This window comes from Candidatus Nitrotoga sp. 1052 (genome assembly GCF_927312905.1).
Lineage (GTDB): Bacteria > Pseudomonadota > Gammaproteobacteria > Burkholderiales > Gallionellaceae > Nitrotoga.
Map to the genome: position 1 here is coordinate 1 of NZ_CAKMHQ010000051.1, position 16204 is coordinate 16204.

At 48.3% G+C, this 16204-nt stretch carries 13 protein-coding genes; all 13 read left to right on the top strand.

Features of this window, described 5'->3' with window-relative positions; all coding sequences use genetic code 11:
• Positions 1-851: 851 nt before the first annotated feature.
• The 13 genes from rmuC to MJ768_RS10530 all read left to right on the top strand — a co-directional run bounded on the left by rmuC (position 852) and on the right by MJ768_RS10530 (position 16104).
• Positions 852-2489, top strand: a complete 1638-nt coding sequence (gene rmuC, locus MJ768_RS10470; protein WP_239291600.1) for a DNA recombination protein RmuC — start codon at positions 852-854, stop codon at positions 2487-2489.
• A 2-nt stretch (positions 2490-2491) separates the two neighbouring features.
• Positions 2492-4015 (top strand): class I SAM-dependent DNA methyltransferase, encoded by a 1524-nt coding sequence (locus tag MJ768_RS10475; protein ID WP_239291602.1) that lies wholly within the window; start codon positions 2492-2494, stop codon positions 4013-4015.
• Positions 4012-4749 (top strand): restriction endonuclease subunit S, encoded by a 738-nt coding sequence (locus tag MJ768_RS10480; protein WP_256449853.1) that lies wholly within the window; start codon positions 4012-4014, stop codon positions 4747-4749. Before MJ768_RS10475 ends, MJ768_RS10480 begins: the two co-directional genes overlap by 4 nt.
• Before the next feature lie 20 nt (positions 4750-4769).
• A complete protein-coding gene (locus MJ768_RS10485; protein WP_239291606.1) occupies positions 4770-6470 on the top strand; it encodes a DUF3696 domain-containing protein in 1701 nt (566 codons plus the stop codon).
• The gene (locus MJ768_RS10490; RefSeq protein ID WP_239291616.1) at positions 6470-7330 is read left to right on the top strand and encodes a hypothetical protein; all 861 of its coding nucleotides are present in this window, start codon (positions 6470-6472) and stop codon (positions 7328-7330) included. The genes MJ768_RS10485 and MJ768_RS10490 overlap by 1 nt, the downstream gene beginning before the upstream one ends.
• A 119-nt stretch (positions 7331-7449) precedes the next feature.
• Positions 7450-9411, top strand: coding sequence for a bifunctional 3-phosphoshikimate 1-carboxyvinyltransferase/cytidylate kinase (locus MJ768_RS10495; RefSeq protein ID WP_256449854.1), 1962 nt, complete (start codon positions 7450-7452; stop codon positions 9409-9411).
• Between the two features lie 131 nt (positions 9412-9542).
• Entirely contained in the window at positions 9543-11273 is a 1731-nt protein-coding gene (gene rpsA, locus MJ768_RS10500; protein ID WP_239291620.1) for a 30S ribosomal protein S1, read from the top strand.
• Positions 11274-11285: 12 nt separating this feature from the next.
• Positions 11286-11573: an integration host factor subunit beta gene (locus tag MJ768_RS10505; RefSeq protein WP_239291622.1), complete on the top strand. Its 288-nt coding sequence runs from the start codon at positions 11286-11288 to the stop codon at positions 11571-11573.
• A gap of 151 nt (positions 11574-11724) precedes the next feature.
• A complete protein-coding gene (locus MJ768_RS10510) occupies positions 11725-12012 on the top strand; it encodes a LapA family protein (protein WP_239291624.1) in 288 nt (95 codons plus the stop codon).
• Between the two features lie 235 nt (positions 12013-12247).
• Positions 12248-13423, top strand: a complete 1176-nt coding sequence (gene lapB, locus MJ768_RS10515; protein ID WP_239291626.1) for a lipopolysaccharide assembly protein LapB — start codon at positions 12248-12250, stop codon at positions 13421-13423.
• Positions 13420-14130 carry an orotidine-5'-phosphate decarboxylase gene (gene pyrF / locus MJ768_RS10520; protein WP_239291628.1) on the top strand — a complete coding sequence of 237 codons (711 nt, stop codon included), beginning with the start codon at positions 13420-13422 and terminating at the stop codon, positions 14128-14130. The genes lapB and pyrF overlap by 4 nt, the downstream gene beginning before the upstream one ends.
• Positions 14111-15334 (top strand): O-antigen ligase family protein, encoded by a 1224-nt coding sequence (locus MJ768_RS10525; protein ID WP_239291630.1) that lies wholly within the window; start codon positions 14111-14113, stop codon positions 15332-15334. Before pyrF ends, MJ768_RS10525 begins: the two co-directional genes overlap by 20 nt.
• The gene (locus MJ768_RS10530) at positions 15331-16104 is read left to right on the top strand and encodes a hypothetical protein (RefSeq protein WP_239291632.1); all 774 of its coding nucleotides are present in this window, start codon (positions 15331-15333) and stop codon (positions 16102-16104) included. Before MJ768_RS10525 ends, MJ768_RS10530 begins: the two co-directional genes overlap by 4 nt.
• Positions 16105-16204: the final 100 nt, after the last annotated feature.

A 16204-nucleotide genomic window follows, 5' to 3' on the forward strand; every position in this document is an offset into this window, starting at 1 on the left:
TTTTACACTTGCAATTTGTTATTTTTAATGGGGGGAAGTCCGACAGGCTGCTAGATAGGCTGTCGAACCTCGAGTTTTGTGGCTGCGTAGCGTATTGATTTTTATATTTTTGCTCATTTTGTAAATATTTCTATGCCTTGAATCGCCATTTTGTTTCTGCAGCAATAACCATTTTTTTGACACTGAATGTCTAAAGTTGAGCTATTTTTATTAAACTCAGCTTATGCCTTTAGATTGTGTAAAACATCCTTCAAATGAGGGATAAATTGAGATTATTTGATTTTTAGATCGGAAAGAGGATAGGTCGTCACAATTGTGCTCAAGATAGGCAACGGCGATCATGTGCAGCTTGATTTATTGCGGCTAGTTGAAGAGCTACGTATCAAATGTGGCAAGTGGCACTTCAAAATCTTTGATGAAGTTCCGTCCAAGGTGGTTATTATAGTTCACTGATTGAGTTGGTGGGGTGATGAATGCTGATTCAAAATATGAGTTGTATGCTCGTTCTGCTAGTTACGCGGAGTTACCTTTCTCAGGTCAGAAAATATCTCCCCGCCCGTAAAGTTGGCTTGGGCCTTGGATAGCCAGTAGCGGAAGAAATTGGGGTTGTTCTGGGGTAAAATTGATAGCAGGGTGAATACAAATAGTCATTTTTACGAATTTATTTTAGATAAATAGAGTGTTATCAAAATGGTTGCTTGGTTATTCGCCATTTTATGAAAAATGCAGGTTAGTCGGGTGTGCAATATTCCGTTGATGCATCGAGCGTAATCCCGAATGGCCATGATTGAAAAACTTCGCCCATAGGGTCATGGTATTTAATACTTGTAAGAATAAGGAAATCAGTATTCATGGATCTACCAAGTTATGGTTTAGTTTCATTGTCCATTGGATTATTAGTCGGCGCAGGTGTTGTTTGGTTGATTCTGCGTGCCCGCATTTCTGCTACCGAATTGCGAGCTAAAAGCGAAAGCCAGGTTGAAATTACCAGGCTCAATGAGCGTCTGATTGCCTCACAGGAAGATGCAAAGCGTCTTGCCACTCAGCTTGCTGATCTGCAAAAGCAAGCAATGCTCTGGCGCGATCAGCTTGATGCAGCGGGAGATGAACGTGCGCAATTGGCCGAACGTGCGGATCGTGTTCCTAAACTTGTGGCTAATCTTGAAGCGGCAAATCAAGAGATAAGCACGCTTAAGCAATCCATCGCGGATATTCGTGAAAAGGTGGGCATGGTTAACTCGACCATTGAGTCACAGGCTGAGCATATTGTGCAACTTCAGCAGGAACGCGTCACTCTGATAGAGCGAAGCGATTTACTGACTCGAGATATTAATCTTTTGAATATGCAGGTATCCGAGCTCACTATGAGCCTGGATGCTGAGCGTAAGCAGTCACAAGAAAAATTGCAATTGTTGATTGACGCTCGCGAGCAGCTTTCAAATCAGTTCAAGTCCCTGGCCGGTGAAATTCTGGAAGACAAAAGTAAGCGATTTACTGAACAGAATCAAACGAACATCGGCGCGCTGCTTGGGCCATTGAAGACTCAAATTCATGAATTCAAAGCCAAGGTTGAAGATATTCATCTTAAGGATACTGAGCAACAAGCAACCCTAAAGGCCGAGCTAAATCAGTTGAAAGATTTAAACCGGCAGATTACCGAGGAGGCTCATGGTCTGGCAACAGCACTTAAAGGCCAATCCAAGATGCAGGGGAACTGGGGGGAAATGGTATTGGAAAATATCCTGGATCGTTCAGGATTGAGATCCGGTAAGGAATATCGTCGCGAAGTCAGCTTCAATACCGAGACGGGCAGGAGCCGCCCAGACGTAATTATTTATCTTCCGCAAGTGAAACATCTAGTCATCGATTCCAAGGTATCCCTCAATGCCTATACCCGGTATGTTAATGCAGAAGGAGAAATTGAGCGGCAATTGGCGCTGAAAGAGCACGTTGCAGCAATATCCAGCCGAATTAAGGAGCTGTCAGATCGCAACTATTTCGAGCTGCCCGGCCTAAACTCCCCTGAGATGGTCTTCATGTTCATTCCCATTGAATCCGCTTTTGTGGAAGCGCTGCGCGCAGACGAAACGTTATTCCAAAAAGCTATTGAACAGAATGTGCTGGTTGCGACGCCGACTACTTTGCTTACCAGCCTTAATATCGTGCGCCAACTCTGGAGATTTGAAGAACAAAACGCTCATACCGCGGAACTCGCGGATCGTGCCGCCAAGGTATACAAAAAACTTAATACTTTCCTGTGCTCTATGGAAGGAGTCGGCAAGCAGCTCGACAAGGCCAAGGATTCATTTAATATGGCAATGAGTCAACTCTATTCCGGGAAAGATAATCTGATTAAGCAAGCAAACGATTTCAAAAAACTTGGCGTCGCAGTGCAAGGAACTTTCCCTGAGAATCTGCTGGCCAAGGCTGAACTCGAATTAGAGCACCTGCCTGAATTACCCGCACACGAAAATGTACCATTGGAATAAGCATGATTGATAACCAAGTCAAAAGTGACATAGACCGACTTTGGCTGGATTTTTCTACGGGAGGGATTTCCAACTCGCTCGTAATAATCGAACAGATATCCTTACTGATGTTCGCCCGCCTGCTGGATATGGAAGAAGCACAGCATGAGAAAAATGCCTTGTGCCCCGGCGAATCCCCACATCATCTTTTTCGGGTTGACCAGCAAACACTGCGCTGGAAAAACTGGAGCCGGATGAGCGATGGTGAGGCCATGCTTAAGTTCGTGCGCGACGAGGTTCTTCCCCATCTGCGCATTCTTGGCGGCAAAAAATTCACATTTGGTGAGTACATGAAAAACGTCTCGCTCCAAATCTCAAAGGCCAGTCTGCTGGTCTCGGTGGTGGAGCAGATCGAAAAGTTGCCGCTGGACAATAGCGACACCCAGGGCGACTTATATGAGTATTTGCTGAGCAAGCTCACCACGGCAGGCATACATGGCCAGTTTCGCACGCCGCACCACATCATCAAGCTCATGGTGGAGCTTATAGACCCCAAGCCGTCTGAAACAATTGGTGATCCAGCTTGCGGCACGGCTGGTTTTTTGGTGGCAGTAATGGAATACCTGCGCAAGTCTTACCCTGCACGGGAGTCCATCGAAACACTGGAAAGTGGCAGCAAAAGCCACTCTGGTGATCAGCTTGAACTTAATCAGGAGCACATTCAGCATGGCATGTTCCACGGTTTTGATTTCGATGCCACTATGCTGCGCTTGGCTGCCATGAATCTGATGCTGCATGGGGTGGAAAATCCGGACCTTCACTACATGGATACGCTTTCAAAAGAATTCCCGGAAAAATTCCCGGCCATTGCCGATGGCGACAAAGGTGGACTGGATATCATCCTCTCCAACCCGCCGTTTAAGGGCACGCTGGCGGAGGATGTGCATCCTTCGTTACTCAAAATTGTCCAAACTAGAAAATCCGAGTTGCTTTTCGTTGTCCTTATTCTGCGCATGCTCAAGAGTGGTGGCCGTTCCGCTACCATTGTGCCCGATGGGGTTCTGTTTGGCTCAAGTAAAGCCCATTTGGCCGTGCGTGAGTATTTGCTTGATCATAACCAGCTGGAGGGGGTGATCTCACTGCCATCCGGTGTATTCAGATCTTTTGCAGGACTTTCTACCGCTATTTTGGTGTTCACCAAGGGGGGGCGCTCGCAGGATGTATTTTTTTACGACGCGCAAGCCGATGGACTCTCGCAGCAAGAAATGGGTCAAGAAAATGCCGACAATGATCTGTCCGACGTGTTGATCCAATATCGTCGCTGGCGTAATGGCGAGAGTGACTTTACTGATCGAACTGCAAAAGCTTTCAAGGTGTCCGCCGCAGACATTCGAGCCCATAATTTCGAGCTTTCAATAAACCGCTACAGGGAAACCATGCATCAGGAAGTGAAGTGCGAGGAACCCAAGGTGATTCTGGCGCGCATGCGAACGCTTGAGGCCGAGATTCAACGAGACATGGCCGAGTTGGAGGCTATGCTTCGATGAGGTTCGTTAGGCTGGGAGATGTGGCACGAATCGTTTGTGGAGGGTCGCTTGACCGATCAATCTCTTCCTGTTGGAATGGTACGATTCCTTGGGTTACTGCGAAGGACATTCTCGGCGCACGCATCAATGATTCATTGGAAAGGATTACAGAATTTGGCCTGAAAGAGTCAGCATCCAATTTAGTGCCAGTCGGAAGCATACTAGTGCCAGCGAGCATGACTCTCGAAAATGTTGTCATTAATGACGTGCCGGTTGCCATCAATAAAGACTTAAAGGCAATTATCGTCGAATCCCCTGATATTGACAGGAATTACATTCAGCAGTTCTTGCTCTCAAAGGCAAGTAATCTAGAGTTGAGCGGCAAAGAAGGGATGAATAATGGGGGGCATGCAACTGAAATTCTGGCTGATATTGATATCCCGCTTCTACCCCTTGAAGAGCAACGGCGTATCGCCATAATCCTCGACAAAGCTGATGCTATCTGTAAAAAACGTCGTGTCACACTAAACCTGGCAGACAATTTTTTGCATTCGATTTTTTTGGATATGTTTGGCGATTCGGCGACGAATCCGAATGAATGGCCAACTCCCCCAATTGCTGTTCAGAAACGCTATACGCAAATTCATAACAAGATGATTTCAATTAAAGAAAAGCTTGCAACCGAGCTGGTTCAATCAAATTTTCTTTTCAACAGTCTTGCCGCATCTGTCTTTACCTCGTCTGAGGCAGCCTGAGCAATGAGGATAAATAAAATATGAGTGCACCGACCGCTATTAGTCAGACGGGCCTGACCAAAATTTATATTGAGAATTTTAAAGGGATCGGTTCCGAAGTTCGGATTGACCTAAAACCGATTACTCTGCTTTTTGGTGCAAACAGCGTTGGCAAAAGCACCATCATGCAAGCGCTGCAGTATGTGCGTGAAGTACTGGAGCGCAACAACGCCAACCCCGACCGCACTCTACAGGGTGGAAATTTTGTTGATCTGGGAGGGTTTCGCAATCTCGTTCATCTGCGTGACACAACCCGCCATATTGCCATTCAGATCGAGTTGTCTTTAGGTGGCAAAGGGCTGCCCGATTTGGTGCCGGAAGCCTTTGACGATTGGCAAACAGATGATTCCAAGGTGTGGGCTTTTTACAACCTGTTGCATGAAACACGGAATCGCGTTGAGTCGGTAAGCGTGAAGTTGGTGATTGCCTGGAGTCATCTGCGCGATAAAGCTGTGGTGGTCGGCTATCAAGTGGGTGCCAATGGCGAATGGCTGGCCGAAATAAATGCTACAGATGATGGTCGGGACGTCAGCATCAGTATTAACGAGATCAACCCCATTTTTATGCGCCCGTTCACGCAGGAAGATCTGAGCAATAATCTTGAATATTATTTGCGATCGAATGCGAATTCGACCGCATCCAGCGACTCTGTAGCCCCCAAAATTGAAACTCACTATACGATATGGCCGCACATTATCGAGACGGTAACGGATGCGGGCATGGAAAAGACCGGCGAGGGGTTGCGCGAGTGGCTTTCCGGTTTTGATAGCGCGTTGCCTCGATTGGGCGAACTGCTGCATATCCCGGCGCCAGATGTAATCGGGGCGGAGAATGTTTATATCGCCCGAGAGTTCACCGCCTTTATTTCATCTCTGATTGTCGGCCCCGGTTTGCTGGTGCGCGATGAATTGCGCAAAATGCGCTATGTCGGGCCCATTCGCCATGTGCCCGCTCGCGATTTCGATGCCAGCCTGACCAAGGACGAAGCAGGCTGGGCAGACGGTTTGGCTGGGTGGGAAGCTTTGCTGACTGGACAGCAAAGCCTGATCGATGATGTCAGTCGCTGGATGGCGGACGAAGACAAGCTCAATACCGGTTATGCAATTGAGCGCCGCTGGGTGCGCGAAGTGCGCTCGGAGTGGCTGGATCTGATTGGCTCTGAAGAATTGAATCCGCAGCGTAAGTGGATGCTGAATAAAGCAATCGAAGCCTTGCTGACCAAGCCTCGCATCGGTTTGATCGATACTAAATCGGGTCTGGAAATGCAGTCACGAGATGTCGGAATCGGCATCTCGCAAGTGCTGCCAGTGGTGGTGGCTGCGCTGGAGCCTTCTGCAAGCCTGGTGACTATCGAGCAGCCGGAGCTTCATATTCACCCTTCGGTGCAGGTGGGTCTGGGTGACTTGCTAATTTACAGTGTACTCCGCCACGATATGAGCTTTTTGATTGAAACGCACAGCGAGCATCTGATTCTGCGCTTGCTGCGCCGGATTCGCGAAACATCGGAAGGTAATTTACCGCCGGGCTTTCCGTCTGTTTCTCCAGAAATGATCGGGGTTTATTATGTGGGTCGCGGAGAGAGTGGGGTTCAGATTAAATCCTTGCCGGTTGATGAAGCAGGTGAATTCACGGAAAGCTGGCCTAAAGGATTTTTTGATGAACGAGCCGGAGAGCTGTTCTGATGATCAAAGAATTTGCATTAGATCCGGATGCCATTACTTCGTCTTATCGCGAGTTCTGCTACTTCACAGAGAAGTTCGGCGTGAGCCAGGGGCGAGTTATTTCCGCATTTCCAAAGAAGTGGAGAAAGCTGGTTTGTGATTCAGCTTTGCGCGAGCATAAGGGTAAAGTCGAGTTTTCTAAAATTGTGGAACGTCTGAATAAATTTGGTAGTGATATCGTTTTTGATACGGGTCGACCGAGTGGCGAAGGTTCTCAGACTTGGATTGATCGGGCATTAGTGGAGCATGCACGCAAACCCTTTGCTGCGATTATCTCAGCTACTGCTGTAGATCACCCGGATGTGCTGCTGAAAGATGAAGTTGATGAAGAAAACCCGCGCTTCAAAGCCGCTCGACAGTGTGCTATTCCTCGAACAGCTCAAGCCCTGATAGGCTGTGCTGAGTTTTTGATTCGGCACGCTAAAATAATTAAGCTGGTTGATCCGCATTTTGACCCTACCAAGCCTCGCTACCAGCGACCGCTAGAGCAGATATGTTCGCTATTGTCCGGCAGAAAAGCCATTGTGGAAATACATCGCAGCGATGAGATCGCGAACGACGAACTGATTCGCCGCTTCCAGCAGAGCGTTTCCATGTTGCCTTCAGGAGTGAGGATGCAATTGCATATTTACGAGAAAGCACAAATGCACAACCGCTTTATCATTACCGAGAGTGGCGGACTGATTTACGGGGTGGGCCTTAGTGACAATGAGGACGGTGGTGGTGCGCCGGATGAAGAGGTCACCTTGATGGAAACAGCCGTTAAAAATACTCGCTGGAATGACTACAGCAAAACTTCGCCTGTAGCTATATGGCCATGATAAAAATATTTATGCAGGTAAGTTCAGTTGGAAAAAAAAGAACATGCGCAGCCTATTGATTAACACTACTAACACCATCCAATGGTTTACTTTGCAATGACTGCATTATTTACTTTGAAATGACATATCAAAAATTTATTGATCTTCCTCCCATGCTGAGCGCCCAAGGTACTGTGCGTCTTCCCGGTTCCAAAAGTATTTCCAACCGCATGCTGTTGCTCGCTGCATTGTCTTATGGGGTAACTGAAATCCGTGATCTTTTGCATTCGGACGATACAGAGCACATGCTGAAAGGATTGCGCACTTTGGGCGTATCAGTTGAGGCATTGGGAGACCACGCTTATCGTGTGCAAGGGTGTGCTGGTGATTTTCCGGTTAAGGATGCCCAGCTGTTTCTCGGCAATGCGGGTACAGCTTTTCGGCCTTTGACAGCTGCACTGGCATTAGCGGGAGGGCATTATCAATTGTCTGGCGTGCCGCGTATGCACGAGCGCCCAATCGCTGATTTGGTAGATGCATTGCGTGGGTTGGGTGCGGATATTCGTTATATGGGTACGGAAGGTTTTCCGCCGCTCGAAATACATCCTGCTACGCTATCTAGCGGCAGCCGCATCTCGGTGCGCGGTGATGTTTCCAGTCAGTTTCTCAGCGCGTTACTGATGGCGCTGCCTTTGATGCGTTGGGCAACCACGGTGGAGGTGAAAGGCGAGCTGATTTCCAAGCCCTATGTCGAAATCACATTGGCGATGATGGCGCGTTTTGGTGTGCAGGTTGTACGAGACGGCTGGAGTTCGTTTACGGTTTCTGCCGGTAGCCGCTATGTCGCGCCGGGTTTGATTCATGTCGAGGGAGATGCCTCATCCGCTTCGTATTTTTTAGCTGCGGGTGCCATCGGTGACGGCCCAGTGCGAGTTGAGGGTGTAGGTCACGATAGTATTCAGGGCGATGTGCGCTTTGCCGAAGCATTACAGCTGATGGGTGCGCGCATCGCAATGGGGCCGAACTGGATGGAAGCGCGTGCACCGGAAAACGGCAGAATGAAAGGCATAGACTTGGATTGCAATCATATCCCCGATGCGGCGATGACGCTGGCGGTGTGTGCATTGTTTGCCGACGGTGTAACCACGCTGCGGAATATCGCCAGCTGGCGTGTTAAGGAAACCGATCGCATCGCTGCGATGGCCGCTGAATTGCGTAAACTTGGCGCAACGGTGGAAGAGGGCGCGGATTTCATTCGCATCATGCCTCCTCAATCCTCGATCTTGGCTCCTCAATGCTCGATCGATACCTACGATGACCATCGCATGGCAATGTGTTTCTCGCTTGCCGCATTTAGTCAGACGGGCGTGCGTATCAACGATCCTCAATGCGTCGCCAAGACCTTTCCGGATTACTTTGAATGTTTTGCCAGAGTGGTTAAGGCTGTACCAGTCATTGCCATTGATGGCCCTTCTGCTTCCGGTAAAGGTACCGTGGCGCAACTGGTTGCAGCACAGCTTGGATTTCATTATCTTGATAGCGGTGCCTTGTATCGCCTATTGGCGCTAGCTGCACAACAGAATGGAGTAGCGTTGGATGCGGAAGATCAATTGGCTGATCTGGCGGCGCGCATGGATATTCGCTTCGAGGGAATGGATTCCTGGCTGGATGGCGTGCAGGTGAATGATGAGTTGCGTTCTGAGCAATCAGCAGTTGCGGCATCCAGAGTGGCGACATTGCCAGCGGTGCGTACCGCATTATTGGGCAAGCAACATGCTTTCCGTCGGGCACCGGGGTTGGTTGCAGATGGTCGTGATATGGCGTCAGTGGTGTTTCCTGATGCGGCTTTGAAAATATTTCTGACTGCCAGTGCAGAGGTCCGCGCTGAACGGCGTTATAAACAGTTGATGGAAAAAGGAATGAGTGCTAGTATTCCAGACCTTTTAGAAAATATTCGCGTGCGCGATGAGAGAGATAGTCAGCGTAGCGTGGCTCCATTGCAACAGATGCCCGGAGCCAGTTTGCTCGACACTACCAACTTGACTATCGAGCAGGCAGTGCAGGAAGTGGTAGCACGTTACCATTCCATGTCCATGCATTGAGCTCCGCGCATGAGTTCGATATGAAAATGAAAGTTGTATTGATGTACGTTTGATAGCCCCGCAACGAACCTATCGTTCGGGTTTTTTAACCAGCCCCGCCAAAAGCGGGTTTGTCTTGGATATCTTTATAAATGAATGCTAACGCTGCTGTAGTTGAAAACGATCTGGAAAGTTTTGCCTCCCTGTTTGAAGAAAGTCTGACGCGCAAGGAAATGCGCGCGGGCGAGTTGGTCACTGCGCATGTTGTGCGCATCGATCATAATGTGGTGGTGGTGAATGCCGGTCTGAAGTCCGAAAGCTTTATCCCCGTCGAGGAATTCTTCAACGCCGCAGGCGAGATTGAAGTAAAGGCTGGCGATTTCGTCACTGTGGCGATTGAATCGCTGGAAAATGGTTACGGTGAAACCAAGCTCTCGCGCGAAAAGGCCAAGCGCCTCGCCGCATGGATCGAGTTGGAAGAGGCGATGAAAGAAGGCAGAATCGTTGAGGGTTATGTCAGTGGTAAAGTTAAAGGTGGCTTGACCGCTATGGTTAATGGCATACGCGCATTCTTGCCCGGTTCGCTGGTTGATATCCGACCAGTCAAGGACACCGCTCCTTACGAAAACAAGACCATGGAACTCAAGATTATCAAGCTGGATCGTAAACGTAACAATGTGGTTGTTTCGCGCCGTGCGGTGCTCGAAGCAAGTCATGGAGCAGACCGTCAGGCCATGATGGAAAACCTGAAGGAAGGCGCAATCGTAAAAGGTATTGTAAAGAACATTACCGACTATGGCGCATTTGTGGACCTGGGCGGTATTGATGGCCTGCTTCATATTACCGACTTGGCCTGGCGTCGTGTCAAACATCCATCTGAAGTGCTGGCGGTTGGCGATGAAGTGGAAGCCAAGATACTTAAGTTCGACCAAGAGAAAAACCGTGTTTCTCTCGGTATCAAGCAGATGGGCGATGATCCTTGGACCGGTTTGGAACGCCGTTATCCACAAGGTACCCGACTGTTTGGCAAGGTGACCAACCTGACTGACTATGGCGCGTTCGTTGAAATCGAACAGGGCATTGAAGGTTTGGTGCACGTGTCCGAAATGGATTGGACTAACAAGAACGTGCATCCTTCCAAGGTGGTGCAACTGGGTGATGAAGTTGAGGTCATCATTCTGGAAATTGATGAGCAGCGCCGACGTATCTCTCTTGGTATGAAACAATGCAAATCCAACCCATGGGACGATTTTGCCTTGAATCATAAAAAAGGCGATAAGGTAAAAGGCCAGATCAAGTCGATTACAGATTTTGGCATTTTCATCGGCTTGGAAGGTGGAATTGATGGTTTGGTACATTTGTCTGACCTTTCCTGGTCTGTGCCTGGCGAAGAAGCTGTGCGCAACTACAAAAAAGGTGATGAACTTGAGGCCGTGGTGCTGGCAATTGATGTAGAACGTGAGCGCATTTCGTTAGGCGTCAAACAAATGGATGGCGACCTCTTTAATGGTTATATCGCAACACATGACAAGGGCAGTGTAGTAAACGGTGTGGTTAAGACAATTGATGCCAAAGGCGCAACTATTACCCTGGATGGTGATGTTGAGGGTTTCCTCAAGGCTTCTGAGGTGTCTGCTGACCGTGTCGAGGATATACGTAATCATTTGAAGGAAGGCGATGCAGTGAAGGCTGTGATTATTAACGTAGATCGCAAGAACCGCGGCATTAATTTGTCGATCAAGGCGTTGGACAAGGCTGATGAAGCGGTAGTAATGCAGAAGTCTGCTCCACCTGCTGTAGACAGCACATCTACGGCCGGAACGACCAATTTGGGTGCCTTGCTCAAGGCTAAGATGGATACCAGCAAGATTGACGCACAATAAGGAGTGATAAGAATGACCCGTTCTGATCTTATCGCTAAGTTGGCGGAGCGTTTCCCGCAATTATTGGCCAAGGATGCCGATCTGGCAGTTAAAGTGATCCTTGATGCCATGGCGGGAACCTTGGCGCGGGGAGGACGTATTGAAATCCGCGGCTTCGGCAGCTTTGCGCTGAACTATCGTCCACCGCGGATAGGGCGCAATCCAAAATCTGGTGATAAGGTGCAGGTTCCGGCCAAGTATGTGCCGCATTTCAAGGCAGGGAAAGAGTTACGTGAACGGGTCGATTACACATCTTCCTGATGCCTGTCCTGAGCTTTTTGGAGAACTCAGGATAGTTTAGTCGTAAGTATTATTTCGCAGTACAAAAATTGGCGGCCTGTCGCAAGATAGTGCCGTCAATTTTTTGCTCATTCGTGCTATTGTCGCAACGAAAAATTATTGCAGGTGGATTATGCGCTATATGATTTGGTTGTTGCGTGCAGTATTGTTTTTAGTTCTTCTTGGTTTTGCCATGAAGAATGACCAACCTGTTGTGCTGCACTATTTTTTTGGCTATGAATGGCAAACATCACTGATACTCATTCTGTTGCTGTTTTTTGCCGTGGGCGTGAGTGTAGGTGTGCTCGCCGTGCTGGGCAATATTTTTCGGCAGCGCAGGGAAATTGCCATTCTAAAACGCGAGTTGCGTCTGAAAAACAAACTTGCCAATGTTGACGATATTAACCCAGATATTTCATGAATTGATGTGTGGCAAGATAATTTCACATTGACTTCAGGCGATGGGGGATTGCGCAGTTTTCATTGATGATTTTTTGCTTACTATGCAGGACCTAGGTTTTTTTCCGGGCGAGGCATGCAATGCCCTTCCCTTCTAAATTTTCCTGACAAATAAAGTTCTGTGTAATTATCAATCGACTTATGAAATACTCAAGCTGATTAATTGTATATAACCTTTTTAATCTGATCTGTCGTTTATGGAATTTGAGCTGTGGATGTTGCTGGTTTTTCCGCTATTTTTCGGGATGGGCTGGCTGGCAGCGCGCATCGATATCAAGCAAATGTTGTTTGAATCTAGTGCCCTGCCGCGCTCCTATTTTCAGGGGCTGAACTTCTTGCTCAATGAGCAACAGGATAAAGCTATCGAGGCATTTATTGAGGTAGTCAAGGTTGATCCACAGACGATTGAACTGCACTTTGCGCTAGGTAGTTTGTTTCGCCGCCGCGGCGAGGTAGACCGCGCCATTCGCATGCACCTGAATTTGATTGAACGCGTCGACCTGGAAGAAGACAAGAAACAACAGGCGTTATTTGAGCTGGCACAAGATTACCTTAATGCCGGAATATTAAATCGTGCCGAAGAGTTATTTCTTAAATTACAAGCTACATCCTATGCCAATGCCGCGCTAAATTTTCTACTCGAGTTGTACCAAAAGGAAAAGGATTGGTTCAAGGCGATCGACGTGACACAGCGTTTGACTGTGTTAAGCGGTCAACCGCATGGCAAGGAAGCTGCATTTTTCTATTGCGAACTGGCTGCCATAGATTTAACACAGCAGAAAATCGATGCCGCGCGCATCCATCTGGAGCAGGCTCTGGAAGCCAATCCACAGTCGGTGCGCGCCACCATTATGCTGGGCGACATGGAAAATACGGCGCAGCATTTTGCAGCCGCCATTGAAATCTGGCAGCGCATCGAACAACAGAACCAGCAGTATCTGCCCTTGGTGGCTGAACGTCTGTTACAGGCTTACCGTCAGACTGGGCGTGTAGATGCAGGCATTGGCAAGCTGCAGGGCTATCTGATCAAATATCCCTCGTTGGATTTGATGAATGTGCTGTTTGATGCCATCCTGCAACGTGATGGTGCTGAAGCGGCGTATAGGCTGGTGCGTGATGAACTGCAGCGCAACCCTACGCTGCTTGGTCTAGATAAGCTGCTTGAGGCGCGGTTGCTGGGAGTATCAATCGAACACCGTTCTGATGTGGAGATGGTGAAGAATTTGGTGCATCAACGTACGCGTACGCTGGCAATGTACCGTTGCGCCAATTGCGGTTTTAAGGCGCGACAGTTTTACTGGCATTGTCCGGCATGTCATGGTTGGGAAACCTATTCGCCACGCAGAAGCGAAGAAAACGGACTAAAGATATGAGCGACCCTAGAATAATTGTCGCGCTTGATTACTCAGATGCACAGCCTGCACTGGAATTGGTGGCACGGCTGGAGCCTGCGTTGTGTCGCCTCAAGGTGGGTATTGAATTGTTCACCGCAGCAAGGTCTCGATTGATCGAACAGATAATGCAGCGTGGTTTTGAAATATTCCTTGATCTGAAATTTCATGACATTCCCAATACTACGGCACAGGCATGTAAAGTTGCCGCTGAATTAGGAGTGTGGATGGTCAACGTGCATGCACTTGGGGGGCGCAAGATGATGGAAGCGGCGCGCGAGGCAATGAGCCTGTATGCCCAATCGCCTAAGCTGATTGCCGTGACGTTACTTACCAGTATGGCACAGGAAGATTTGGCCGATCTGGGAATTGCAGCTGCTCCCGCCGATATGGTGCTGCGTTTGGCTAGGCTTGCACGCGATAGCGGGCTGGACGGAGTCGTATGTTCTGCATGGGAGGCTGCTTTGCTGCGCCAGCACTGTGGAAGCGAATTTTGTTTGGTTACGCCTGGTATTCGTCCAGCCGATGCTGTTGCCGATGATCAATCGCGCATCATGACGCCGTGTGCCGCGCTGGATCAAGGTGCTGACTATCTGGTAATTGGCCGTCCCATCACCCGAGCTGCCGATCCGTTGCAAGCATTACAGGACATTGTTAAACAGATAAAATTTGAATCCAAATATCCATGAAATTATGAATTCTGTATTCCGGCGAAATTTATTGCCCCAAACGATTCTATCTTTTCTGCCGCTGACGTTATTTTTTCCAGTTGGTATAATTTACACTGGTATCTTGTTGTTTCTGTTTTGCTTATTATATTCAGGAGATTACCGGACGAAATGGCTGACAGTCAAAGAGAGTCCACTTTTTTGGCCTATTTTAGGTTTGTCAGCAATAACATGCTGTGCCGCAATTTTAATGGAATGGCCTCAAGATTCCTTTTGGTCTGGTTTTGTCCACTATCAAATTTATATTATCTTGTTGTTTTTCATTAGTGTTGGGTCAGGAGATTGGCAAAGACGAGCAGTCACGGTTTTTTTTGTTGGCGCGCACTATGCCGCAACGTTGTATTACCTTAACCTATTGCAGATACTTCCAAATATAGAAATCTTCGCGAATTATCTGGTTTATCGCGGAAACAAGTCTATTTTGCTTGGTATCTTGCTGGCAATCGCTGCTGGTTGGATGCTTTACGAAATGGCATCACTCGCTGATCGCCGATGGCTTTGGTTGAGGGTGCCAGCATTTTTATATGTTGTAATCGCTTTGCTGTTTCTCGCCAAATCGCGCACTGCCAGTTTGATATTTGTATTGTTGTGTCTATTGTTTTTTTTGAAATATCTTACAAAGTCTTGGCGTAGTGTGCTCTGGATGCTTAGTTTTGTATTGATGATTGCGGTTGCTTGGCTATCTGCATCGGATTTGCGTCTGCGCATTATTGGCACAATAAATGATATTAATGCCTTTTCTCAAGGTCAACAAATAAGTGATGATGGAATTCGATTGGAAATGTATAGCGTCACCTCAAAAATTATTGCTGAAAAGCCATGGATGGGGCACGGGATAGCGACTTTTTCATCCCAGTATAAAAAATATTCAGAAGGTTTACCTAGTGAAGGAACGCGTACCCCGCATAATGATTACCTGTTTTATGCTGCCGAAATTGGGTTGATCGGACTTGCTGCCTTGTTGTGGATATGGCTGACCCAATTGACTATTGCATGGAAAATTGGTGGTGCCCAAGGCATGTGGCTGGGTATGCTGGGGGTGGCAATCATGGTTGGTGGTATGTTTAACGCTATCTTGCGAGATGCTGTATTCGGCATGCCATTCATGATTTTGCTTGCCATTCCGCTGGCTGGTGTGACGCGTAATCACGTCCGAGCAGTATGACGCAAGAAACTGAAAAATCAGTAACCAGGCCCTATGTCGGTACTGACGAGCGCGTCATTTTGTGTATGAAATGGGGCGTTAAGTACGGCCCGGAATACGTCAACAGGCTATATGCGATGGTGACACGGCATCTGCGTGGGCCGTTTCGTTTCGTCTGTTTAACTGATCGAAGCGAAGGTGTGCGTGCCGAAGTGCAGTGCTTGCCCATTCCTGATTTGGCTTTGCCAGAAGGTATTCCTGAGCGCGGCTGGAAAAAGCTTACTACCTTCGAGGCCGACCTACACGGATTACAAGGAATCGCGCTGTTTCTCGACCTTGATGTAGTGATCGTCGATGACATAGACTGTTTTTTCGAGCAACCAGGCGAGTTTCTGATCATCCACGATTGGAAGCGACGTTGGCGCATCACCGGCAATTCTTCAGTTTACCGCTTTCGCCTCGGCGCGCATGCTGATTTACTGGCCGAATTCCGGGCTAAACAGGCTGATGTCCGACGTAACTTCCGGCATGAGCAGGCATTTCTCTCTGACTGGTTGCATCGCCAGGGTAAGATGAGCTACTGGCCCGACGCTTGGTGCCGAAGCTTCAAATATCATTGTATCCCGCGTTGGCCTAGCAATTACTGGCGTGCTCCAATGATCCCAGAGGGCGCGCGCATCCTGATTTTTCATGGCGAAGTAAACCCACCTGATGCGCTGGCCGGACGGCGTAACCGAAGGCTGCGTTACGTGCAGGCCGCGCCCTGGGTATCTGAGCACTGGACCGAATGAAATTCCCATAAGACGTGTATGCTTTTTCCTTGAGCTGAACTTTCATCCGAATTCATGTCTACTCCATTTTTGTCCAACCTTTTTCAAATCCACGCCGTGA

What these genes read in the sequence shown, in the direction of transcription:
- rmuC (WP_239291600.1), top strand. Translation starts at nt 852, where the DNA reads ATGGATCTACCAAGTTATGGTTTAGTTTCATTGTCCATTGGATTATTA.
- MJ768_RS10475 (WP_239291602.1), top strand. Translation starts at nt 2,492, where the DNA reads ATGATTGATAACCAAGTCAAAAGTGACATAGACCGACTTTGGCTGGAT.
- MJ768_RS10480 (WP_256449853.1), top strand. Translation starts at nt 4,012, where the DNA reads ATGAGGTTCGTTAGGCTGGGAGATGTGGCACGAATCGTTTGTGGAGGG.
- MJ768_RS10485 (WP_239291606.1), top strand. Translation starts at nt 4,770, where the DNA reads ATGAGTGCACCGACCGCTATTAGTCAGACGGGCCTGACCAAAATTTAT.
- MJ768_RS10490 (WP_239291616.1), top strand. Translation starts at nt 6,470, where the DNA reads ATGATCAAAGAATTTGCATTAGATCCGGATGCCATTACTTCGTCTTAT.
- MJ768_RS10495 (WP_256449854.1), top strand. Translation starts at nt 7,450, where the DNA reads ATGACATATCAAAAATTTATTGATCTTCCTCCCATGCTGAGCGCCCAA.
- rpsA (WP_239291620.1), top strand. Translation starts at nt 9,543, where the DNA reads ATGAATGCTAACGCTGCTGTAGTTGAAAACGATCTGGAAAGTTTTGCC.
- MJ768_RS10505 (WP_239291622.1), top strand. Translation starts at nt 11,286, where the DNA reads ATGACCCGTTCTGATCTTATCGCTAAGTTGGCGGAGCGTTTCCCGCAA.
- MJ768_RS10510 (WP_239291624.1), top strand. Translation starts at nt 11,725, where the DNA reads ATGCGCTATATGATTTGGTTGTTGCGTGCAGTATTGTTTTTAGTTCTT.
- lapB (WP_239291626.1), top strand. Translation starts at nt 12,248, where the DNA reads ATGGAATTTGAGCTGTGGATGTTGCTGGTTTTTCCGCTATTTTTCGGG.
- pyrF (WP_239291628.1), top strand. Translation starts at nt 13,420, where the DNA reads ATGAGCGACCCTAGAATAATTGTCGCGCTTGATTACTCAGATGCACAG.
- MJ768_RS10530 (WP_239291632.1), top strand. Translation starts at nt 15,331, where the DNA reads ATGACGCAAGAAACTGAAAAATCAGTAACCAGGCCCTATGTCGGTACT.